This window comes from Streptomyces sp. NPDC028331 (assembly GCF_055565775.1).
Genome location: NZ_JBVHTR010000036.1, coordinates 567 through 22,219 on the forward strand (window position 1 = coordinate 567; position 21,653 = coordinate 22,219).

General features: G+C 73.5%; 19 protein-coding genes. 13 read left to right on the forward strand and 6 right to left on the reverse strand.

Annotated elements, in window-relative coordinates; all coding sequences use genetic code 11:
• A partial coding sequence (locus ACZ4SW_RS34720; protein ID WP_468253111.1) for a hypothetical protein occupies positions 1–576 on the reverse strand: 576 nt, incomplete at its 3' end.
• A 336-nt stretch (positions 577–912) separates the two neighbouring features.
• Here ACZ4SW_RS34720 and ACZ4SW_RS34725 point away from each other — a divergent pair.
• Positions 913–1,692: a tetratricopeptide repeat protein gene (locus tag ACZ4SW_RS34725; RefSeq protein ID WP_468253108.1), complete on the forward strand. Its 780-nt coding sequence runs from the start codon at positions 913–915 to the stop codon at positions 1,690–1,692.
• 62 nt (positions 1,693–1,754) lie between these two features.
• On the opposite strand, the gene ACZ4SW_RS34730 is transcribed toward ACZ4SW_RS34725, so the two are convergent.
• Positions 1,755–3,044 carry a DUF1015 domain-containing protein gene (locus ACZ4SW_RS34730; protein ID WP_468253064.1) on the reverse strand — a complete coding sequence of 430 codons (1,290 nt, stop codon included), beginning with the start codon at positions 3,042–3,044 and terminating at the stop codon, positions 1,755–1,757.
• 71 nt (positions 3,045–3,115) lie between these two features.
• Here ACZ4SW_RS34730 and ACZ4SW_RS34735 point away from each other — a divergent pair, with 71 nt between their 5' ends.
• Genes ACZ4SW_RS34735 through ACZ4SW_RS34750 form a run of 4 tightly spaced genes read left to right on the forward strand, consistent with a single transcriptional unit; the run spans position 3,116 to position 7,195 of the window.
• Positions 3,116–4,141: an HAD hydrolase-like protein gene (locus tag ACZ4SW_RS34735; RefSeq protein ID WP_468253065.1), complete on the forward strand. Its 1,026-nt coding sequence runs from the start codon at positions 3,116–3,118 to the stop codon at positions 4,139–4,141.
• 54 nt (positions 4,142–4,195) lie between these two features.
• On the forward strand, positions 4,196–5,239 hold the full coding sequence (locus ACZ4SW_RS34740) for a FecCD family ABC transporter permease (protein ID WP_468253066.1): 1,044 nt from the start codon (positions 4,196–4,198) through the stop codon (positions 5,237–5,239).
• Positions 5,236–6,273 carry a FecCD family ABC transporter permease gene (locus ACZ4SW_RS34745; protein ID WP_468253067.1) on the forward strand — a complete coding sequence of 346 codons (1,038 nt, stop codon included), beginning with the start codon at positions 5,236–5,238 and terminating at the stop codon, positions 6,271–6,273. The genes ACZ4SW_RS34740 and ACZ4SW_RS34745 overlap by 4 nt, the downstream gene beginning before the upstream one ends.
• Positions 6,274–6,316: 43 nt before the next feature.
• The gene (locus ACZ4SW_RS34750; protein WP_468253068.1) at positions 6,317–7,195 is read left to right on the forward strand and encodes an ABC transporter ATP-binding protein; all 879 of its coding nucleotides are present in this window, start codon (positions 6,317–6,319) and stop codon (positions 7,193–7,195) included.
• Here ACZ4SW_RS34750 and ACZ4SW_RS34755 read toward each other — a convergent pair.
• Positions 7,179–7,526, reverse strand: a complete 348-nt coding sequence (locus tag ACZ4SW_RS34755) for an SCP2 sterol-binding domain-containing protein (protein WP_468253069.1) — start codon at positions 7,524–7,526, stop codon at positions 7,179–7,181. The two genes, ACZ4SW_RS34750 and ACZ4SW_RS34755, sit on opposite strands and share 17 nt — an antisense overlap.
• A 43-nt stretch (positions 7,527–7,569) precedes the next feature.
• Here ACZ4SW_RS34755 and ACZ4SW_RS34760 point away from each other — a divergent pair, with 43 nt between their 5' ends.
• From ACZ4SW_RS34760 to ACZ4SW_RS34785, 6 genes are all read left to right on the forward strand, one after another.
• Positions 7,570–7,884: a hypothetical protein gene (locus tag ACZ4SW_RS34760; RefSeq protein ID WP_468253070.1), complete on the forward strand. Its 315-nt coding sequence runs from the start codon at positions 7,570–7,572 to the stop codon at positions 7,882–7,884.
• A gap of 7 nt (positions 7,885–7,891) precedes the next feature.
• Complete coding sequence (locus ACZ4SW_RS34765) at positions 7,892–8,707, forward strand: TlyA family RNA methyltransferase (protein ID WP_468253071.1); 816 nt, start codon at positions 7,892–7,894, stop codon at positions 8,705–8,707.
• Positions 8,704–9,609, forward strand: coding sequence for an NAD kinase (locus ACZ4SW_RS34770; protein ID WP_468253072.1), 906 nt, complete (start codon positions 8,704–8,706; stop codon positions 9,607–9,609). Before ACZ4SW_RS34765 ends, ACZ4SW_RS34770 begins: the two co-directional genes overlap by 4 nt.
• A gap of 178 nt (positions 9,610–9,787) precedes the next feature.
• Entirely contained in the window at positions 9,788–11,506 is a 1,719-nt protein-coding gene (gene recN / locus ACZ4SW_RS34775; RefSeq protein WP_468253109.1) for a DNA repair protein RecN, read from the forward strand.
• Between the two features lie 34 nt (positions 11,507–11,540).
• Positions 11,541–12,344, forward strand: coding sequence for a hypothetical protein (locus ACZ4SW_RS34780; protein WP_468253073.1), 804 nt, complete (start codon positions 11,541–11,543; stop codon positions 12,342–12,344).
• A gap of 187 nt (positions 12,345–12,531) precedes the next feature.
• Positions 12,532–13,668, forward strand: a complete 1,137-nt coding sequence (locus ACZ4SW_RS34785) for a glycosyltransferase family 4 protein (protein ID WP_468253074.1) — start codon at positions 12,532–12,534, stop codon at positions 13,666–13,668.
• Positions 13,669–13,674: 6 nt separating this feature from the next.
• Here the strand turns inward: ACZ4SW_RS34785 and ACZ4SW_RS34790 are convergent, their stop codons facing one another.
• The 3 genes from ACZ4SW_RS34790 to ACZ4SW_RS34800 all read right to left on the reverse strand — a co-directional run bounded on the left by ACZ4SW_RS34790 (position 13,675) and on the right by ACZ4SW_RS34800 (position 18,649).
• A complete protein-coding gene (locus ACZ4SW_RS34790; RefSeq protein WP_468253075.1) occupies positions 13,675–15,318 on the reverse strand; it encodes a PucR family transcriptional regulator in 1,644 nt (547 codons plus the stop codon).
• Between the two features lie 49 nt (positions 15,319–15,367).
• The gene (locus ACZ4SW_RS34795; RefSeq protein ID WP_468253076.1) at positions 15,368–16,750 is read right to left on the reverse strand and encodes an FAD-binding oxidoreductase; all 1,383 of its coding nucleotides are present in this window, start codon (positions 16,748–16,750) and stop codon (positions 15,368–15,370) included.
• Positions 16,751–16,846: 96 nt separating this feature from the next.
• Positions 16,847–18,649, reverse strand: a complete 1,803-nt coding sequence (locus ACZ4SW_RS34800) for a glycoside hydrolase family 15 protein (protein ID WP_468253077.1) — start codon at positions 18,647–18,649, stop codon at positions 16,847–16,849.
• A gap of 495 nt (positions 18,650–19,144) precedes the next feature.
• Here ACZ4SW_RS34800 and ACZ4SW_RS34805 point away from each other — a divergent pair, with 495 nt between their 5' ends.
• Both ACZ4SW_RS34805 and ACZ4SW_RS34810 read left to right on the forward strand, forming a co-directional pair.
• Positions 19,145–20,821 (forward strand): CTP synthase, encoded by a 1,677-nt coding sequence (locus ACZ4SW_RS34805; protein WP_468253078.1) that lies wholly within the window; start codon positions 19,145–19,147, stop codon positions 20,819–20,821.
• An 83-nt stretch (positions 20,822–20,904) separates the two neighbouring features.
• Positions 20,905–21,534: an NUDIX domain-containing protein gene (locus tag ACZ4SW_RS34810; RefSeq protein ID WP_468253079.1), complete on the forward strand. Its 630-nt coding sequence runs from the start codon at positions 20,905–20,907 to the stop codon at positions 21,532–21,534.
• The last annotated feature ends 119 nt before the right edge of the window (positions 21,535–21,653 follow it).

Sequence of the window (21,653 nt, forward strand, 5' to 3'; positions counted from 1 at the left end):
CGCGACGACCGTTCGTCCGGCCCGCGCCGTGACGACCGCGACCGTGGCTTCCGCCGCGAGGGCGACCGCCCCTCCTTCCGCCGTGACGACGACCGCGGTGGTTACGGTCGCCGCGACGATGACCGCGGTGGGTACGGCCGTCGCGACGATCGCCGTGGAGACGACCGTCGTGACGGCGACCGTGGCGAGCGTGGCGGATTCCATGGCCGTGACGACCGCGACCGTGGCGGGCGTGACGACCGTGACCGTGGTGGACGCCCCTCCTTCCGTCGCGACGACCGTTCGTCCGGCCCGCGCCGTGACGACCGCGACCGTGGCTTCCGCCGCGAGGGCGACCGCCCCTCCTTCCGCCGTGACGACGACCGTGGCGGTTACGGCCGCCGTGATGACGACCGCGGCGGTTACGGCCGCCGTGATGACGACCGCGGCGGTTACGGCCGCCGTGATGACGACCGTGGCGGTTACGGCCGCCGTGATGACGACCGTGGCGGTTACGGCCGTCGCGACGACGACCGTGGCGGTTACGGCCGCCGTGATGACGACCGTGGCGGTTACGGCCGTCGCGACGACCGCCACGACGACCGCCGGGATGTCCGCCGCGACGACCGGCGGGAGGATCGTCGAGACGACCGGCGCGACAGTGAGCGCGGTGGCTTCCGGCGCGACGAGCGTCGCGACGACCGGCCGTCCGGCCCGCGCCGTGACGACCGCGAGCGTGGCTTCCGTCGGGACGACAGCCGCTCCGACCGCGGCGGTTTCCGTGGGCGCGACGAGCGCGGTGGGCGTCCCGGCGGCTTCCGGGGCCGTGACGAGCGCGGCGGCCGCCCCGGAGGTTTCCGGGGCCGTGACGACCGGCGTGGCGGCGGCCGGTTCCGCGAGGAGCGGGACCGTGACCGCGAGCCGATCAAGCGGCTGCCGATCCCCGAGGACGTCACCGGCGAGGAGATCGACAAGGACGTACGGCAGGAGCTGCAGAGCCTGCCCAAGACGCTCGCCGAGGACGTCGCCAAGAACCTGGTGATGGTCGCCCGGCTCATCGACGAGGACGCCGAGACGGCGTACGCGTACTCCAGGGTCGCGCTGCGCCTCGCGTCCCGCGTCGCCGCCGTGCGCGAAGCGGCCGGCTTCGCCGCCTACGCGAACCAGAAGTACGGTGAGGCGCTCGCCGAGTTCCGGGCCGCCCGGCGAATGACCGGCACCGTCGACCTGTGGCCCGTCATGGCGGACTGCGAGCGCGGTCTCGGCCGGCCCGAGAAGGCGCTGGACATGGCCGGTGCGCCCGAGGTGCACAAGCTCGACAAGGCCGGCCAGGTCGAGATGCGGCTCGTGGCGGCCGGTGCGCGCCGGGACATGGGGCAGCTCGACGCGGCGATCGTGACGCTGCAGAGCCCCGAGCTGGCGTCCAACTCCGTCCAGCCGTGGACCGCGCGGCTGCGGTACGCGTACGCCGACGCGCTGCTGGCCGCCGGCCGGGAGGGCGAGGCACGCGAGTGGTTCGCCAAGGCCGTCGAGGCCGACAGGGACGGCAGCACGGACGCCTCCGACCGGCTCGCCGAACTGGACGGCGTGGAGTTCGTCGACGCCCTGGTCGAGAGCGACGACGAGAGCGACGACGAGAGCGACGACGAGAACGACGAGGCAAGCGACGACGAGCGCGACGGCGCAGCCGGGGACGACGGCGCCACCGACTGACGTCGGTCGCCGGCACCGGACGGGACAGGGCGGGACCCCCTCGGGTCCCGCCCTGTCGCGTCTCAGAGCTCCAGCGCCCGGAGCACCAGCCCCGAGGCCGGTTTCGGCCCGAACGACGTCGACTTGCGCGGCATCGTCACGCCCTGGCGGGCCAGTTCGCGGACGACCTCCTCGCGGACCGGGTGCATCAGGACCGCCGTGCCGCCGTCGCGCTCGGCCTTCTCGACCGTGGCGGCCGTGTCGTGGATGTAGGCGATGTGCTCCGGTGAGTCCTCGGGGATGCGCCAGACGTGTTCCAGGAGCGCGGCGTGCAGGACCGTCGCGTCCAGGGTGCGCCAGGCCTCGGGACGGTCCGCCGGGACCGTACGGGCCAGGAGGTCCGGGGACGGCTGGTCCACCAGGTGGAAGGCGCCGTCGCCGGCGAGGAGGAAGGCGTTGCCGGCGCAGGCGGCGTCGGCCAGCACCTCCAGGGCCTCCGGCAGCGGCAGGCGCAGCTCGCGTACGCGGAACAGGCCCTCGAGGGCGGACAGCGCCTCGGGCACCGGGAGCCGGTGCAGAAGGCGGTGGATGGCCCGGACCCTCAGCGGGTAGCGGGCGGTGTCCACCAGCAGGACCAGGCCGTAGTCCCACGGGCTCGGTGAGGCGTGCTCGGCGCGGAGCCGCACGTATGTCGCCCAGCGGTGGTGGCCGTCGGCGATCAGGGCCTGGTGCTGGGCCAGATCCGCCCGGATCTCGGCCAGAGCGTCCGGATCCGTCACCGACCACAGGCGGTGGCTGAAACCGTCCTCCGTGGTGGTCGCCAGCAGCGGCGTGCGTTCGACGGTGCGTTCGACGACCGCCGTGGCGCCGGCCTCGGAGCCGTTGCCGCGGTAGGTGAGCAGCAGGGGTTCGAGGTTGGCGCAGGTGGCGCGCATCAGGGCGGCGCGGTCCGCGATGACGTGTGGCATGACGTCCTCGTGGGGCAGCACCACGCCCTCCGAGGGTTCCGAGACGCGCAGGGCCCCGATGACGCCGCGCTGGAGCACCCCGCCGCCCCGCTGCTCGTAGACGTACAGGCCGGGCTCGGTGTCGGTCCGCAGCACGCCCTCGGCGAGCCAGCGGCGCAGGGTCTCCGCCGCCTGCTTGGTGCGTGCCGCCGGGGTGGCCGCCTGGGGCAGTATGAGACGCACGATGTTGTGCGGGTCCGCCGACTCCAGGTGGAGGAGTCCGTCCGGGCGAACGACGACGTCGTACGGCGGTGAGGTGACCGCGGCGAGACTGCCGACGCGGTCGGGGTCGTAGCGCAGGCCCCGGAAGGGAGCCAGGTCAAGACCCGTGTGCGCCGGTACGTCCCCACGACCTGCAGTGTTCATTGATGCATCGTAAGTGTGTCAGTGCCGTGCGGGATGATCGGGGAAGGCGATCGAACGAGGAGCGATGCGTAATGAGCCAGACCGTCAGGACGCGGCCCGAGGGCAGTGCGGCACCGCTGAGCGAGGCGTACGACACGGCGCTGCTCGACCTGGACGGGGTGGTGTACGCGGGGGGCAGCGCGATCGCGCACGCCGTGGAGTCGCTCGGCACGGCGAGCCGCGGCGGGATGCATCTGGCGTACGTGACGAACAACGCGCTGCGTACGCCGGACGCGGTGGCCGCGCACCTGACGGAGCTGGGGATACCGACGGGATCCTCGGACGTCATCACGTCGGCGCAGGCGGTGGCCCGGCTGATCAGTGAGCAGGTGCCGGCGGGGGCGCGGGTCCTGGTGATCGGCGGCGAGGGGCTGCGGGTGGCGCTGCGGGAGCGGGGGCTGGTGCCCGTGGAGTCGGCCGAGGACGACCCGGTGGCCGTGGTGCAGGGTTACGGCGGGCCCGAGCTGCCGTGGGGGCGGTTCGCGGAGGCCTGTTACGCCATCGCGCGCGGGGTGCCGTGGTTCGCGTCGAACACCGATCTGACGATCCCGAGCGCGCGCGGTATCGCGCCGGGGAACGGGGCGGCCGTGGAGGTCGTGAGGATCGCGACCGGCGCGGAGCCGCAGGTGGCGGGCAAGCCGCTGCCGCCGATGCACCGCGAGACGATCCTGCGCACGGGCGCGAAGCGGCCGCTGGTGGTGGGGGACCGGCTGGACACGGACATCGAGGGCGCGTTCAACGGCGGGGTCGACTCGCTGCTGGTCCTGACGGGCGTGACGGACGGCGCGCGGCTGCTGGCGGCGACGCCGCAGCACCGGCCGACGTACGTGGACGCGGACCTGCGCGGGCTGCTGACCGGGCAGCCGGAGGTCGTCGGGGAGGGCGGCGGCTTCCGCTGCGGTGGCTGGACGGCGACGGCGGGGGACCGACTGGAGCTGGAGGGTGACGGGGAGGCGCTGGACGGGCTGCGGGCGCTGTGCGCGGCGGCCTGGACGGCGGCCGGCGACGGCTCGTGCGGCCTGGACGGGGAGAAGGCGCTGGCGCGGCTCGGGCTGTGACAGCGGAGGGGCGGCCGGTCGAGACGCGAAGCGAGGGTAGGCTAACCTAACTGGGTGTTGGTCGACAGCCCTCCCGAACCGCGCGCGGACGCCGCCCCCGCGCCCCCTCATCGCCGGGCGGTACGGACCCTCGGGCTCCTCGTCTCCCTCGCGCTCCTGGCGCTGGTCGCACTGGCGAGCATCGCGATCGGTGCGAAGGGCCTCTCGCCGGCGCAGGTCTGGCACGGCCTGTTCCACGACTCGGGGACGTACGCCGACGTCGTGGTCGGCGACCGGCGGTCGCGCACGGTGCTCGGTCTGCTCGCCGGCGCCGCGCTCGGTCTGGCCGGTGCCGTCCTCCAGGCGCTCACCCGCAACCCGCTGGCCGACCCCGGTCTGCTCGGCATCAACGCGGGCGCGTCCGCGGCGGTCGTCACCGCCATCACCTACTTCGGCGTCACCAGCCTGAGCGGCTATGTGTGGTTCGCCTTCCTGGGCGCGGCCGCCGTCGGGGCCCTGGTGTGGTTCCTCGGCGGCAGCCGGGGCGCCACACCGGTGCGGCTCGCGCTCGCAGGCACCGCGATCAGTGCCGCGCTCTACGGTTACCTCCAGGCTGCGATGATCATGGATGACGCGGCGCTCGGCACCATGCGCTTCTGGACGGTCGGCTCCCTGGCCTCCGCCACGGACGCGACCATCCGGCAGGTCCTGCCGTTCCTGCTGGCCGGTACGGTCCTCGCGCTCGCACTGGCCCGCCCGCTGAACGCCGTGGCGATGGGCGACGACACCGCCCGCGCCCTAGGCGCGAACCTCAACCGCACCCGCGCCCTGTCCATGGCCGCCGCGACCGTGCTGTGCGGGGCCGCGACCGCCGCCTGCGGACCGATCGTGTTCGTCGGGCTGATGGTCCCGCACGCCGTGCGGTCCTTCACCGGACCGGACCTGCGCTGGATCCTGCCGTACGCGGCCGTTCTGTCGCCGGTGCTGCTGCTCGGCGCCGATGTCATCGGCCGTGTCGTCGCCCGGCCCGCCGAACTCCAGGTCGGCATCGTGACCGCGGTGCTCGGCGGCCCGGTCTTCATCTTCCTCGTGCGGCGACGGAGGGCGGCCCGGCTGTGACGTCCAAGCGTGTCCTCACAGCCCCCGCAGGGCTGTCCTTCCGACTGGACGTCCGGGCGCTCGTCGTGGTCGTCCTGCTCCTGCTCGCCGCGCTCGCCGCGAGCGTGCTGCTGATCGGCACCGGCGACTTCCCGATCCCGGCCGGGGATGTCCTGAGGACACTGGCCGGCGAGGGCGATCGGGGCCAGGAGTTCATCGTCACCGAGCTGCGGCTGCCGCGCGTGCTGGTCGGCCTGCTGGTCGGCGCCTCGCTCGGCCTGGGCGGCGCGCTGTTCCAGTCCGTTTCCCGCAATCCGCTGGGCAGTCCGGACGTGCTCGGCCTCGGTCAGGGGGCCACCGCGGGGGCACTGGTGGTGATCGTGCTGTTCTCCGGCAGCGCGACCCAGGTCGCCCTGGGCGCGCTCGTCGGCGGCCTGGTGACCGGAGCCGCCATCTATCTGCTCGCCTGGAAACAGGGCGTGCACGGCTACCGCCTCGTCCTCGTCGGCATCGGTGTCTCCGCGGTCGTGACGGCGGTCAACGGGTTCCTGCTCACCAAGGCCGACATCGTGGACGCGGCCCGCGCGGTCTTCTGGATGACCGGCTCGCTGGGCGGCCGCGACTGGGACCAGGTGTGGCCGCTGCTCGCCCTCTGCGCCGTCCTCGTACCGCTCGTCCTCGGCAACGCGCGCGGGCTGCGGATGATGGAGATGGGCGACGACGTCTCCTGCGCCCTCGGCGTGCGGGTGGAGCGGGTACGGCTGCTGCTGATGGTGTCCGCGGTGCTGCTCACCGCCGGTGCCACGGCCGCCGCGGGACCGGTCGGGTTCGTGGCGCTCACCGCGCCTCAGCTCGCCCGCCGGCTGACCCGCTCGCCCGGGCCGAACCTGGTGCCCTCCATGGTCATGGGCGCCACCCTGCTGATCGTCGCGGACTGGGCCTCGCAGCGGGTGTTCGGCGCCGACCAGCTCCCCGTGGGCGTGGTGACGGGAGTCCTCGGCGGCGCCTATCTGCTGTGGCTGCTGGTCGCCGAACGCAGGGCGGGCCGCATATGAGGGCCACGGGCGGGCCGGACACGGGGGTGCCGGAGGGCCGGACATGACGGCCGCGGACGCACCGGACACGAACGACACCAGGACCACGAGGAGCACTGTGAACCGCCTCTGCGCCGACGACGTCACCCTCGCCTACGACCAGCGCGTGATCGCCGAACGGCTGTCCGTGGAGATCCCCGACCACTCCTTCACCGTGATCGTCGGCCCGAACGCCTGCGGCAAGTCCACGCTGCTGCGCGCCCTGTCCCGGATGCTCAGGCCCGCTCAGGGGCGGGTGCTGCTGGACGGGCAGGTCATCCAGTCGATGCCCGCGAAGAAGGTCGCGCGCACGCTGGGCCTGCTCCCGCAGTCCTCCGTCGCACCCGACGGGATCACCGTGGCGGACCTGGTCGGGCGCGGGCGCTACCCGCACCAGGGGCTCCTGCGCCAGTGGTCCGGCGAGGACGAGCGGGTCGTGCAGGAGGCCATGGCGCGGACCGGCGTCGCGGAACTGGCCGACCGTTACGTCGACGAACTCTCCGGCGGCCAGCGGCAGCGCGTGTGGATCGCCATGGCGCTCGCCCAGCAGACCCCGCTGCTGCTGCTCGACGAGCCGACCACCTATCTCGACATCCAGCACCAGATCGACGTGCTCGACCTGTGCGCCGAACTGCACGAGGAGCAGGGGCGCACCCTGGTCGCCGTGCTGCACGACCTCAACCACGCCGCCCGGTACGCCACCCACCTCGTCGCCCTGCGCGACGGCCGGGTCGTCGCCGAGGGCGCGCCGAACGACATCGTCACCGCCGAGCTGGTGGAGGAGGTCTTCGGCCTGCGCTGCCAGGTCATCCCCGACCCGGAGACGGGAACCCCGCTGGTGGTCCCGGCGGCCCGCAGGGCACGGGCACAGTCGGTCGCAGCCGCCGCTAAAGAAGCTTCCTGAGGCGGAACAGGTCCCTCAGCCCCGCCTCCAGCTTGACCCGGCCCGAACCCCACGCCCTGGCGAAGTGCAGTTCCCCGTCGACCATCGCCACCAGGTCGTCCCCGGTCATCGCGAGTCTGATCTGGGCCTTCTCGGCCGGCGGCCCCTGGAGGGTGTCCAGCACCTCGATCCGGCCGTCCTCGAGGCGGCCGACGAACGTGACGTCCAGGTCGGTGATGTGGCAGCTCAGCGAGCGGTCGAGGGCCGCCGCTTCACGTACGTCCCCTTCGGCGCCCGCCAGGTTGTCCGAGAACTTCTCGAGTGCGCTGCGGCACTCCTCAATCGTCGCCATCGTCAGCGACGGTACCTCAGCGCTTCGCGATAGCGTTCGGGGCATGAGCGACTCTGTGACGGAGGCCGGGGTCCCGGCGGAAGCGGGGGCAGTGGAGCCGGACGGTCCGGCGCAGTCCGCGTCCCAGGCGGCGGACGACCCCGCCGTGCCCGCCCCCCTGAACGTGCCCCGGACCCCCACCGGCGACGCCGATGTGGACGCGGCCCTGGAGCGTCTGGCCGACGCCGACCACCTCGCCACCGACGGGCACATCGAGGTGTACGAGGATGTACATCGGGGGCTGCGCGACGCGCTCACCGCGCTCGACGCCCGTCCGGGACCTCCGGCGCCCCCAGGGTCCTACGGCAACAGGAGCTGAACCGAACGTGGCAGGAGTCGCACGCCGCCGTCTCGACGCGGAGCTGGTCCGCCGGAAGCTCGCGCGCTCGCGTGAGCACGCCGGCCAGCTGATCGCCGCAGGCCGGGTCACCGTCGGCAAGACGGTTGCGACCAAGCCCGCCACGCAGGTCGAGACCGCGGCCGCCATCGTGGTCGCGCGGGACGACAGCGACCCCGACTACGTCTCGCGCGGCGGCCACAAGCTCGCCGGCGCCCTGAAGGTCTTCGTCCCCCAGGGCCTGGTCGTCGAGGGACGGCGGGCACTGGACGCCGGCGCGTCCACCGGAGGCTTCACCGACGTCCTGCTGCGCGCCGGCGCCGCACACGTCGTCGCCGTGGACGTCGGATACGGACAACTCGCCTGGTCTCTGCAGAGCGATGAACGCGTCACCGTCAAAGACCGTACGAACGTACGCGAGTTGACGCTCGAAGCGATCGATGGGGAGCCAGTGGATCTTGTCGTGGGGGATCTGTCCTTCATCCCGCTCGGACTGGTGCTGCCCGCCCTGGTGCGGTGCGCGAAGCCGGACGCCGACCTGGTGATGATGGTCAAGCCGCAGTTCGAGGTGGGGAAGGAACGGCTCGGCAGCGGCGGCGTCGTCCGCAGCCCGCAGTTGCGCGCCGAGGCCGTGTGCCAGGTGGCCGGGCGGGCCGCGGAACTGGGGCTCGGGGTGAAGGGCGTGACGGCCAGCCCGCTGCCCGGGCCCTCGGGCAATGTCGAGTACTTTCTGTGGCTGCGAGCCGGAGCACCCGCGCTGGACCCGGCCGACGTTGACCGTGCTGTGGCGGAGGGGCCGCGTTGACAACGAACCGAGCTCGTACTGTTTTCCTGCTGGCCCACACCGGTCGGTCCGCCGCCATCCGCAGCGCCGAGTTGCTGGTCAAGGGCCTGCTGCGGTCCGGGATCGGTGTGCGCGCCCTGGAGGACGAGGCGGCCGACCTTCCGCTGCCGGACGAGGTGCAACTGGTCAAGGAGGCCACCCCGCAGTGCCTCGACGGGTGCGAGCTGCTCATCGTGCTCGGCGGTGACGGCACCCTGCTGCGCGGCGCCGAGTTCGCCCGCGCCTCCGGGGTGCCGATGCTGGGCATCAACCTCGGCCGGGTCGGCTTCCTCGCCGAGGCCGAGCGCGACGACCTCGACCGGGTCGTCGACCGGGTGGTGATGAAGGCGTACGAGGTCGAGGAGCGCATGACGGTCGACGTCGTCGTGCACAGGAACGGCGACATCGTCCACACCGACTGGGCGCTCAACGAGGCGGCCGTGCAGAAGGTGTCCGCCGAGAAGCTCCTGGAGGTCGTCCTGGAGATCGACGGGCGGCCGGTGACCGGGTTCGGCTGCGACGGCATCGTGTGCGCCACCCCCACCGGGTCGACCGCCTACGCCTTCTCCGCCGGCGGGCCCGTGGTGTGGCCGGAGGTGGAGGCGCTGTTGATGGTGCCGATCAGTGCGCACGCGCTGTTCGCGAAGCCGCTCGTGACCTCCCCGGACTCGGTGCTGGCCGTCGAGGTGCAGCCGGACACCTCGCACGGGGTGCTGTGGTGCGACGGGCGGCGGATGGTGGAGCTGCCGCAGGGCGCGCGGGTGGAGGTGCGGCGGGGGGCGGTCCCGGTGCGGCTGGCTCGGCTGCACCATGCGTCGTTCACCGACCGGCTCGTGGCCAAGTTCGCGCTTCCGGTGTCGGGCTGGCGAGGGCGGCCGCACTAGGGAACGGCGGGCCGTCCGTCCGGTGCGGCGGTCCGTGGTTTCCCGCGCCCACGCGGCGGAGCCGCACATCGGCACGGCCCCGCGGCCCTCTCGGGCCGCGGTGTACCTCCCAGGAGTGACATGGGCCGCTCGCACTTCTGCCCGCCGACCTCGTAAGGTCTTCTCCGTGTTGGAGGAGATGCGGATACGGTCTCTCGGAGTCATCGACGATGCCGTCGTCGAGCTGTCGCCCGGTTTCACCGCCGTGACCGGTGAGACGGGTGCGGGCAAGACCATGGTCGTCACCAGTCTCGGGTTGCTGCTCGGCGGGCGCGCCGACCCCGCGCTCGTGCGGATCGGGGCGAAGAACGCGGTCGTCGAGGGCCGGATCGCCCTGCCCGAGGACGCCTCCGTCGCCGTACGCGCCGAAGAGGCCGGGGCCGAACTCGACGACGGGGCGCTGATCGTCAGCCGTACCGTCTCCGCCGAGGGCCGCTCGCGGGCGCACCTGGGCGGGCGTTCCGTGCCCGTCGGCGTGCTGGCGGAGCTGGCCGACGAACTGGTCGCCGTGCACGGGCAGACCGACCAGCAGGGCCTGCTCAAGCAGTCCCGGCAGCGGCAGGCGCTGGACCGGTACGCCGGGGACGCCGTCGCCGTGCCGCTCGCCAAGTACCAGGAGGCCTACCGGCGGCTGCGCGCGGTCTCCGCCGAACTGGACGAGATCACCACGCGTGCCCGTGAGCGCGCCCAGGAAGCCGACATGCTGCGCTTCGGGCTCGAGGAGATCGCGGCCGTGGAGCCGCGGCCGGGTGAGGACGTGGAGCTCGCCGAGGAGGCCGAGCGGCTCGGGCACGCCGAGGCGCTGGCGTCGGCGGCGACGGCCGCGCACTCGGCGCTGGCGGGCAATCCCGAGGACCCCGAAGCCGTCGACGCCTCCACCCTGGTCGCGGGCGCCCACCGGGCGCTGGAGGCGGTCCGCTCGCACGACCCGGCGCTTGCGGGGCTCGCCGAGCGGATCGGGGAGATCGGCATCCTGCTGGGCGATGTGGCCGGTGAGCTGGCCGGGTACGCCGACGACCTGGACGCCGACCCGCTGCGGCTGGCGGCCGTGGAGGAACGGCGGGCCGCACTCACCGCGCTCACCCGGAAGTACGGCGAGAACATCAACGCCGTTCTCGACTGGGCCGAGCAGAGCGCCGCCCGGCTGAGCGAACTGGACGGCGACGACGACAGGATCGAGGAGCTGACCGCCGAACGGGACGCGCTGCGGGCCGAGCTGGGCGGTCTCGCGCAGGCCTTGACGGACGCACGGGCGGAGGCCGCCGAGCGGTTCGCCGCCGCTGTCACCGCCGAGCTGGCCTCGCTCGCCATGCCGCACGCGCGCGTGTCGTTCGAGATCCGGCAGACCGAGGACCCGAACGGGGTCGAGGTCGGCGGGCGTACGGTCGCCTACGGCCCGTCGGGCGTCGACGAGGTCGAACTGTTGCTCGCCCCGCATCCCGGCGCGCCGCCCCGGCCCATCGCCAAGGGCGCCTCGGGCGGTGAGCTGTCGCGCGTGATGCTCGCCGTGGAGGTCGTGTTCGCGGGCACGGACCCCGTGCCCACCTACCTGTTCGACGAGGTCGACGCGGGCGTCGGCGGCAAGGCGGCGGTCGAGATCGGGCGCCGGCTCGCGAAGCTCGCGAAGACGGCGCAGGTCGTGGTGGTCACCCACCTGCCGCAGGTGGCGGCGTTCGCCGACCGGCAACTGCTGGTGGAGAAGACCGACGACGGCTCGGTGACGCGCTCCGGGGTGAAGGTCCTCCAGGGCGAGGAGCGGATCCGTGAGCTGTCCCGGATGCTGGCGGGCCAGGAGGACTCGGAGACCGCCCGCGCCCACGCGGAGGAACTGCTGGCCACGGCACGGACGGACGTGTAGGACAGGCTTCCGGCGGGCGGATTAGGCTGGTGCGATGATCACGCGCACCCGCAGGACCGTTTCGTTCGCGCTCGCCGCCGCCGTCACCCGGGGCGCCACCGCCGCTCTGCGCGCCGTGGCGCCGGGCGGGCGGGGGCGTTGGCAGCGGACGAACCACGCCGGGCGGACCGTCGTGCTGTACCCGGGGCCCGCGGTGGCCGCGGCGGCCGCCATCGGGGCCGGGCGGGTCCATCCGGCGGCCGGGTTCGCCGTGCTCGCCGCCGGTGCCTGCGGGGCCTACGACGACATCGCGGGCGGCTCCCACAGGGGGTTCCGGGCGCATCTGTCGGCCCTGCGGGACGGTGACGTCACCAGTGGTGCGGTGAAACTGTTCGGGATCTCGGCCGCCGCGCTCGCCGCGGGGGCCGTGCTCAAGGAACGGCCCCTGGACAAGGTGCTCGCCGGCGTGGTGATCGCCGGAGCCGCGCACTTCGTCAACCTGGTGGACGTCCGGCCGGGGCGGGCCGCCGGGGCCGTCCTCGCGCTGGGTGCGCCCGGGCTGCTGCGGAAGGGCGCCTGCGGGGAGCTGACCGCCGCCGCGATGGGGGCCGCGGCCGCCGCCCTCCCCGACGACCTCGGCGAACGCGCGATGCTCGGCGACACCGGGGCGCACGCCCTCGGCGCCGCGCTCGGGGCCGCGGCCGTGGCCGGCAACGGGCGGGCCGGAATGCTTGCGCACGCGGTCGCGTTCGTGGCCGCGGCGGCGTACGGGGACAAGGTGAGCGAAGCCGCGAGGTCGTGGCGGATCGGACAGTTCCCCGTGGCCCCCCTCCCTCCGGCCACCACCTCACCCGTGTGAGTGACCGGGGTGCGCGCCCGGGCACCCGCTCCGCCGTGCTCGCCCGCGCCCGCCGGTCCCGCAACACCCGCGCGCCCTGGCATCCTTGAGTCAACCGCGGTCCACCTCACGCGGTCCGCCTCCACCGCGCGATCCTTCTGTACGTTTCTTCGTGACCGTCCGACGCCGAACCAGGAGCCCCGGCCACGTGAGCCTCGCGAGCAGCCTCTCACCGCACGGCCGGTCGCCGCTGCGCACCGTGCAGGTGCTCGGCGGGGGCAGCGCGGGCAGCAGCGCGCACGTGCGCACACTGGCTGCGGGCCTGGTCGCCAGGGGCGTGCGCGTGACGGTGTGCGCCCCCGTGGAGGCCGAGCGCACCTACGATTTCACCGGCGCCGGCGCCCAGCACGTCCCCGTGCCCCGCAGCACGGACCCCGCGTCCCTGGCCGCGCTCCGCATCGCCTGCGGCGACGCCGACCTGGTGCACGCGCACGGGCTGCACGCGGGCCTGCGCGCCGCCCTCGCCCTCGGTGGACGCCGCACGCCCCTCGTCGTCACCTGGCACACCCGGGCGCACGCCGAGGGCGCCCGCGCACATCTGCTGCGCCTGCTGGAGCGGCGCGTGGCCCGGGCCGCGTCCGTCGTGCTCGGCACGTCGTCCGACCTGGTCGAACGGGCCCGCCGGCGGGGCGCCCGCGACGCCCGGCTCGCCGCCGTCGCCCTCCCCGCGCCCCGCAGACCCACCGAGTACGAGGACCCCGACCCGGTGAGCCCCAAGCTCCGCGCGGAACTCGGCGCCACCGACCGGCCGTTGCTCATCGCCGTCGGCGCGCTCGACCGGCACCGCGGCCACGAGGTGCTGCTGGACGCCTCCCGCGCCTGGTGCGGCCTCGACCCGGAGCCGCTGGTCGTCATCGCGGGGGAGGGGCCGCTGCGGACGGTGCTGCAGCGACGCATCGAGGACGAGGGGCTCCCGGTGCGGCTGGTGGGACGGCGCGAGGACGTGGCGGAGCTGCTGGCCGCCGCCGATGTCGCGCTGCTGCCCAGCAGTTGGGAGTCCCGGTCCGTGCTCGCCCAGGAGGCCCTGCACGCGCGTGTGCCGCTGGTCGCCACCGACGTCGGCGGCATCCGCGAACTGGTCGGCGACGCCGCCGAACTCGTCCCGTACGGCGACGCGGACGCGCTCGCCACCGCCGTCGTACGGCTCCTCGACGACCCGGCACGCCGTGAGCTGCTGAAGAACACGGGCACCCGGCAGGCCGCCACCTGGCCCACCGAGGACGAGACCGTCGCCCAGGTCCTCAGCGTCTACGACGAGCTGACCCAGGTGCGGCCCTACCTCTGAGGACGGTCAGGGCACATGCCGGCGCGCCCGCAGCGCCAGGCTCAGCGTCAGCACCGTCTGCGGGTCGTCCAGGTCCGTGCCCAGCAGCTCCCCGATCCTCGCCAGCCGGTTGTAGAGGGTCTGCCGGTTCAGGTGCAGCTCGCGGGCCGTCTCCGCCTTGCGGCCCGCATGGGCCAGATACGTCTGAAGCGTCGGCAGCAGCGGCGGCTTCGAACGGTCGTCGTGCTCCCGCAGCGGGCCGATCGCGCGGTCCACGAAGGCCGCCAGGTCCGGATGGTCGCGCAGCCGCCACAGCAGCAGGTCGATGTCCAGGCGGCGGGCGTCGTACCAGGGCAGCTCCGGCAACCCCTGCGCCGCCGTAGCGGTCTCCGCCGCGTGCCGCAGCCCCGCCGACGCCGCGGCCCAGCCGCCCGCCACCCCCACCACCACGACCGGCGGCCGGGCCCCCGGCCGCTGCATGCCCGCCCGCTCCACGCCCGCCCGCAGCGCCGCGGCCACCCGGTCGGCGACCGCCGCCCGCTCCGACTCCGAGCGCAGCCCCAGCAGCAGCGGCACCCGCCCCTCCACCGGCCGCACGCCCAGCAGCACCGGCACCCCCACGGACACCAGCTCCTCCGCGACCGCCCGCGCCAGCACCGCCCAGCCCCCGCCGCCCGCCGCGGGCCCGTCCGCAAGGCGCATCACCACCGGCAGCAGCGGGCCGCGGCCCGGCTTGAAGCCCAGCACCCGGGCCTGCGCCGGCGCGTCGTCGGCGGCGATCCGGCCTTCGGCGAGGTCGGTGAGGAAGTCGCCACGCCCGCGCGCCGCCAGTTCCTCCTCCTGCCGGGCCTGCATCAGCACCACGGCGAGGATGCCCGCGGCCCGCTCGGCCGCGATCCGGTGCACCGGCGCAACCGGCGCGCTCACCGGCAACAGCACCAGCCGGGCCCGTACCGCCCCCGCGCCGGGGCCACCGCCGGGCACGTCCACGATCGTCGTCCCGGCCGGCGGCTCGTCCTTGTGGTGGCCGCGCAGCCCCTCCCACACCTGCAAGGGGTCCGTGTCCGCGGGGCCGGTCCCGGCGGCGTAGAGAAGCCGACCGTCGGCGGTCTCCAGGAACACCGGGTTGCCGCCGAAGTCGGCCAGAATGCCCAGGACCTGCGGCACCCCGCCCCCACCGAGCAGCGCCTCGGTGCAGCGGCGGTGCACCTCCTCGGCCCGCTGGAGCAGGGCGTAGTGGCCGTTGACGATCTCCGTGTGGATCTCCTCGGTGACCGTCACGAACGGCACCTCGCGATGCAACTGCACCAACGGCAGCCCGGCGGCCTTCGCCGCCTCGACGAGGGCGGCGGGCAGCCGGGTGAAACGGGTGCCCAGCTCCACCACCAGGGCCGCGATACCGCGCTCGGCCAGCGTCCGCACGAACGCCCGCTGCTCGGCGGGGCGGCTGCCGAGCCCGTACCCGGTGGTCAGCAGCAGTTCGCCGCCCTTGAGCAGCGAGGCGATGTTCGGCACCTCGCCCGCGTGCACCCAGCGCACCGTGCGGCCCAGCCGGTCGGCGCCCGCCAGCACCTCCGGCAGCCCGCTGCGCAGCCCGGGCAGCTCCAGCGCCCGCCGCACGGTGATTCCGGCGCCCTCGGTACCCGCCGGGAGGTCGAAACGGCTGTCCATGCGGTGACGCTACCTGCGCCGACGTCCTGGGCACAGCGCCGGGCCCCGGTCAGGCGGGCAGCACGTTGTGGTTGTAGCGGAACACGTTGTCCGGGTCGTAGCGCCGCTTCACCCGGGCCATCCGGTTGAGGCTGTCGGTGCCGACCCCGGCCACCAGCCGGTCCCGGCCCTCGTCCCCGGCGAGCGGCAGACAGACCGCCCCGGTGCGCCAGGGCCGGACGTCGTCGCCCGCGCCCCCGACCCACCGGCAGACCCGCTCGTCGTCCGCCGGGTCCTCCCAGATGCCGAACGCGTGCTGCGCCCAGGGCGCGTCCCGGCCGGGCACGGGGAAGTCGGCGGGCCCGGAGGCGACCCCGCCGCCCAGCGGAACCAGCATGTGCCGGCAGGCCGTCGGGACGGGCATCGCGCGGGCCCGGGCGCAGAACCGGTCGATCAGCTCGTCGGGCAGAGCGGTCAGGTGCTCCGCCGACCAGTGGTGCCGCAGCCCGGGCGGCACGTCGGACATGCGCTGCGCGTCGGCGTACGGCAGCGAGGTGACGACCTCGGACTCGTGCGGCAGCGCCAGCAGCGGCCGGGCGAACTCGCGCAGGTCGTCCACGGGGCCGGCGTGGGTGAGCAGCGCGGCGCACAGCAGCCTGCCCGTCAGGTGCGCGGGGACGTACGGCGCGGGCGTCCCGGTCCGGTACAGCACGGTGCCGCCCACCCGCGGCGGCGCGCCCGCGAGGAGGTCCCGGTAGCAGCGGACGACGTCCGGGCCGCTCTCCGGCCGGAACACGAGCAGGGCGACCGAGAAGTGGGGCAGCTCGTGCAGCCGGAGCGTGAGCGCGGTGGCGACGCCGAAGTTCCCCCCGCCGCCGTGCAGCGCCCGGAACAGCTCGGGGTTCTCCCCGGCGCTCGCCCGGACCACGGCGCCGTCCGCGGTCACCAGCTCGACGCCGAGCAGGTTGTCCACGGCGAGCCCGAAGGCCCGCTCCAGCCAGCCGCTGCCCCCGCCGAGCACGAAACCGCCCACACCGATGGTGGAGACCCGGCCGCCGGTGGTCGCGAGGGCGTACGGCTGCGTCGCGCGATCCAGGTCGCGCATCAGGGCGCCCCCCTCGACGCGTACCGCGGCGGCCCCGGGGTGGACCGTGGCCCCGCGCATCCGGCGCAGGTCCACGACCACCCCGTTGTCGTTGACCGCCATACCGGCGACGCTGTGGCCGCCGCCCCGCACCGCGATCTTCAGATCCAGCTCCCGGGCGAACCGCACCGCCCGGACGACATCGGCCGGCCCGGCACACCGCGCGATCACGGCCGGCCGACGGTCGATCCGCGCGTTGAACACGGCCCGGGCCGGGTCGTACCCCGGATCGCCGGGAGCGAGGACCTCACCGGCCAGGTCGGCGCGGAGCGCGGCGAGCGCGGTGCGCGCCTTGGTGAAGGGGGCCATGGCAGCCGCCCCCTTCCAGCACAGCAGGGGACAGGGCCTGCCTTCAGCCTAGGCAGGCACCGCGCACCGGTCCTGTTCGGAGGCGAATGCGCCCCCTCAGCCCCCGTACGCCCCGGACGCCGTCAGCCGCAGCGCGGTGTCGATCAGCGGCACGTGGCTGAACGCCTGCGGGAAGTTCCCCACCTGGCGCTTCAGGCGCGGGTCCCACTCCTCCGCGAGCAGCCCCACGTCGTTGCGCAGTGCGAGCAGCTTCTCGAACAGCCTGCGGGCCTCGTCCACGCGGCCGATCATCGCCAGGTCGTCGGCCATCCAGAACGAGCAGGCGAGGAACGCGCCCTCGTCGCCCGGCAGGCCGTCCACGCCCTCCTCGTCGCCCGACGTGGGGTAGCGCATGATGAAGCCGTCCGGCGTGGACAGCTCGCGCTGGATCGCCTCGATCGTGCCGATCACCCGCTTGTCGTCCGGCGGCAGGAAGCCCATCTGCGGGATCAGCAGCAGCGAGGCGTCCAGCTCCTTGGAGCCGTAGGACTGCGTGAAGGTGTTGCGCTCCTTGTCGTAGCCCTTCTCGCACACGTCCCGGTGGATGTCGTCGCGCAGCTCGCGCCACTTCTCCAGCGGTCCGTCCGCCTCCCCGGACTCGAGCAGCTTGATCGTGCGGTCCACCGCCACCCACGCCATCACCTTGGAGTGCACGAAGTGCCGGCGCGGGCCCCGCACCTCCCAGATGCCCTCGTCCGGTTCGTCCCAGTGCTGCTCCAGGTAGCGGATCAGCTTGAGCTGCAGAAGGGAGGCGTAGTCGTTGCGGGCCAGGCCGGTCATGTGGGCCAGGTGCAGCGCCTCGGTGACCTCGCCGTACACGTCGAGCTGGAGCTGGTGCGCGGCGCCGTTGCCGACGCGCACCGGCGCCGAGTTCTCGTAGCCGGGGAGCCAGTCCAGCTCCGCCTCGCCGAGCTCCCGCTCGCCCGCGATGCCGTACATGATCTGCAGGTTCTCGGGGTCGCCGGCGACGGCCCGCAGCAGCCACTCGCGCCAGGCGCGGGCCTCCTCGCGGTAGCCGGTGCGCAGCAGCGACGACAGGGTGATCGCCGCGTCCCGCAGCCAGGTGTAGCGGTAGTCCCAGTTGCGTACGCCGCCGATCTCCTCCGGCAGCGAGGTCGTGGGCGCGGCCACGATGCCGCCCGTCGGCGCGTACGTCAGGGCCTTGAGGGTGATCAGCGAGCGGATGACGGCCTCGCGGTAGGGGCCGTGGTACGTACAATGCTCCACCCACTCGCGCCAGAAGTCCACGGTCGCCTCGAGCGACTGCTCGGGCTCCGGCAGGGGCGGCGGCTCCTTGTGCGAGGGCTGCCAGGAGATCGTGAACGCGATCCGGTCACCGGGTGCGACGGTGAAGTCCGCGTACGTGGTCAGCCCCTTGCCGTACGTCTCGGCCTCGGTGTCGAACCACACGGAGTCCGGTCCGGCGACGGCCACCGTGCGCCCCTCGTGCTTGTGCACCCAGGGCACGATGCGCCCGTAGGAGAACCGCATCCGCAGCGCCGACCGCATCGGCACGCGGCCCGTGACGCCCTCCACGATCCGGATGAGCTGGGGGGCGCCGTCACGCGGCGGCATGAAGTCGACGACCCGGACCGTGCCGCGCGGGGTGTCCCACTCGGACTCCAGGATCAGCGACTCGCCGCGGTACGTGCGCCGGGTCGCCCTCGGCGGCTCGGCGTCCGACGCGTGGGCCGGGCCCAGCCGCCAGAAGCCGTGTTCCTCCGTGCCGAGCAGCCCCGCGAAGACGGCATGGGAGTCGAAGCGGGGCAGGCACAGCCAGTCCACCGTGCCGTCCCGGCAGACCAGCGTCGCGGTCTGCATGTCTCCGATGAGTGCGTAGTCTTCGATGCGCCCGGCCAATGCAACTCCAGTCGAACGGCCACGTCGCCCCGAGGGGCGGTCGCTCTGTGCGGTCATGGGGGTCGGTGAGAAAGTCGTTGTTCACCGACCCATTCGAAAATGATGCAGTCGATGTTCAACGAACTGACGAGCTCTTGTTGTTCCGGTGACGGGCGGGGGTGGTGCCGTATTCCGGAAACGCTCGGCAGCGAGAGTGTCCGAGCAGGATACGACGCAGGTGCATGATCCGCGTGCCCCGCCGGGCAACCGCGCTGCCCCGAACGAGTGAGCCTCGGGTGAAACCCAGGTGAAAAGCGCCTAAGGTTCGCGCGTCCGTGGTGACACGTGTGCGGAGCGTGGCCGGAAGCAGTCCCCTCGCGGCGCTGATACGCTGGTAGCCCGTGGACCGGTGGGCTCGAAACCCCCGAACCGCAGCGACGGCACCCTCGAAAAAAATACTTCGAGGACGGGCCGTACCGCACCCCATACCGCGACCACGGGAGCCCCCTCTTGGCCATGCCGCCCGCTGCTTACCGCAACAGCACAGCCACGACGACCAAGCACATCTTCGTCACCGGGGGTGTCGCCTCCTCGCTCGGCAAGGGCCTGACGGCCTCCAGCCTCGGCATGCTGCTCAAGGCGCGGGGCCTGCGCGTCGTGATGCAGAAGCTCGACCCGTACCTGAACGTCGACCCGGGCACGATGAACCCCTTCCAGCACGGTGAGGTGTTCGTCACCAACGACGGCGCCGAGACCGACCTGGACATCGGTCACTACGAGCGCTTCCTCGACCGGGACCTCGACGGCTCGGCGAACGTCACCACCGGGCAGGTCTACTCGACGGTGATCGCCAAGGAACGGCGCGGCGAGTATCTGGGCGACACCGTGCAGGTCATCCCGCACATCACCAACGAGATCAAGCACCGCATCCGGCGCATGGCCACCGACGAGGTGGACGTCGTCATCACCGAGGTGGGCGGCACGGTCGGCGACATCGAGTCGCTTCCGTTCCTGGAGACCGTCCGCCAGGTCCGCCACGAGGTCGGCCGCGACAACGTCTTCGTGGTGCACATCTCGCTGCTGCCCTACATCGGCCCCTCCGGCGAGCTGAAGACCAAGCCGACCCAGCACTCGGTCGCCGCCCTGCGCAACATCGGTATCCAGCCGGACGCGATCGTGCTGCGCTGCGACCGCGAGGTCCCCACCGCTATCAAGCGCAAGATCTCCCTGATGTGCGACGTCGACGAGGCCGCCGTCGTCGCCTGCCCGGACGCCCGCTCGATCTACGACATCCCGAAGGTCGTGCACTCCGAGGGCCTGGACGCCTACGTCGTCCGCAAGCTCGACCTGCCGTTCCGCGACGTGGACTGGACGACCTGGGACGACCTGCTCGACCGCGTCCACAACCCGGAGCACGAGGTCACCCTCGCCCTGGTCGGCAAGTACATCGACCTGCCCGACGCCTACCTGTCGGTGACCGAGGCGCTGCGCGCGGGCGGCTTCGCCAACAAGGCCCGGGTGAAGATCAAGTGGGTCACGTCCGACGACTGCAAGACCCCGGCAGGTGCCGAGAAGCAGCTCTCGGACGTGGACGCGATCTGCATCCCCGGCGGTTTCGGCGACCGGGGCGTGTCCGGCAAGGTCGGCGCGATCCAGTACGCCCGTGAGAACAGGATCCCGTTGCTGGGGCTGTGCCTCGGCCTGCAGTGCATCGTGATCGAGGCGGCGCGCAACCTGGCGGGCATCCCCGACGCCAACTCCACCGAGTTCGACGCGGCGACCGCCCACCCGGTCATCTCCACCATGGCCGAGCAGCTCGACATCGTCGCGGGCGAGGGCGACATGGGCGGCACGATGCGGCTGGGCATGTACCCGGCGAAGCTCGCGGAGGGCTCGATCGTGCGCGAGGTGTACGACGGCAAGGAGTACGTCGAGGAACGCCACCGCCACCGCTACGAGGTGAACAACGCCTACCGCGCCGAGCTGGAGAAGAAGGCGGGCATCGTGTTCTCCGGGACGTCGCCCGACGGCAAGCTGGTGGAGTACGTGGAGTACCCGCGCGACGTGCACCCTTACCTGGTGGCCACGCAGGCGCACCCCGAGCTGCGGTCCCGCCCGACCCGCCCGCACCCGCTGTTCGCGGGCCTGGTCAGGGCGGCCGTGGCCCGCAAGAACGGGAAGAACGGCAAGTAGAACGGGGCCTGTACGGTGGCCGGGGTACGCCTCCTTGGGGGCGTACCCCGGTTTCGTGCAAGGCGTGGGAGGAACAGGGCGACATGACGACGATCAAGGACACCGCCGAGGAGTGGGAGATCCGGGCGAGCGAGACCCCGTTCGTCGGCAAGAAGACCTCCGTCCGCGCCGACGACGTGGTCATGCCGGACGGCTCGGTGGCGCGCCGCGACTACCAGGTCCACCCCGGCTCGGTGGCCGTCCTCGCCCTCGACGACCAGGACCGGGTGCTGGTCATCCGGCAGTACCGCCACCCGGTGCGCCAGAAGCTGTGGGAGATTCCGGCCGGTCTGCTCGATGTCCCCGGCGAGAACCCGCTGCACGCCGCCCAGCGCGAACTGTACGAGGAGGCGCACCTCAAGGCCGAGGACTGGCGCGTGCTGACCGACGTCTACACCACGCCGGGCGGCTGCGACGAGGCCGTGCGCATCTTCCTCGCCCGCGACCTGTCCGAGGCCGACGGGCAGCGCTTCCAGGTGGAGGACGAGGAGGCCGACATGGAGCTGGCCCGGGTGCCGGTGGCGGACCTCGTGCGGGGCGTTCTGGCGGGCGACCTGCACAACAACTGCCTCGTCGTCGGCGTCCTGTCGCTCGTCGCCGCGCGGACCGGCGACGGCCTGGACGCCCTGCGCCCCGCCGAGGCCCCGTGGCCGGCCCGCCCGTTCGAGGCGTGACGCCTCCGGCCCGGCACACCGTCCTCAGGAGCTGCGCACCCCTCACGCCCGGACGGGGTGCCGAGGGGGCGCCGGCCGTGGGATCTCCGGACCGGCCGGAACACACCGTCGGTCGTACG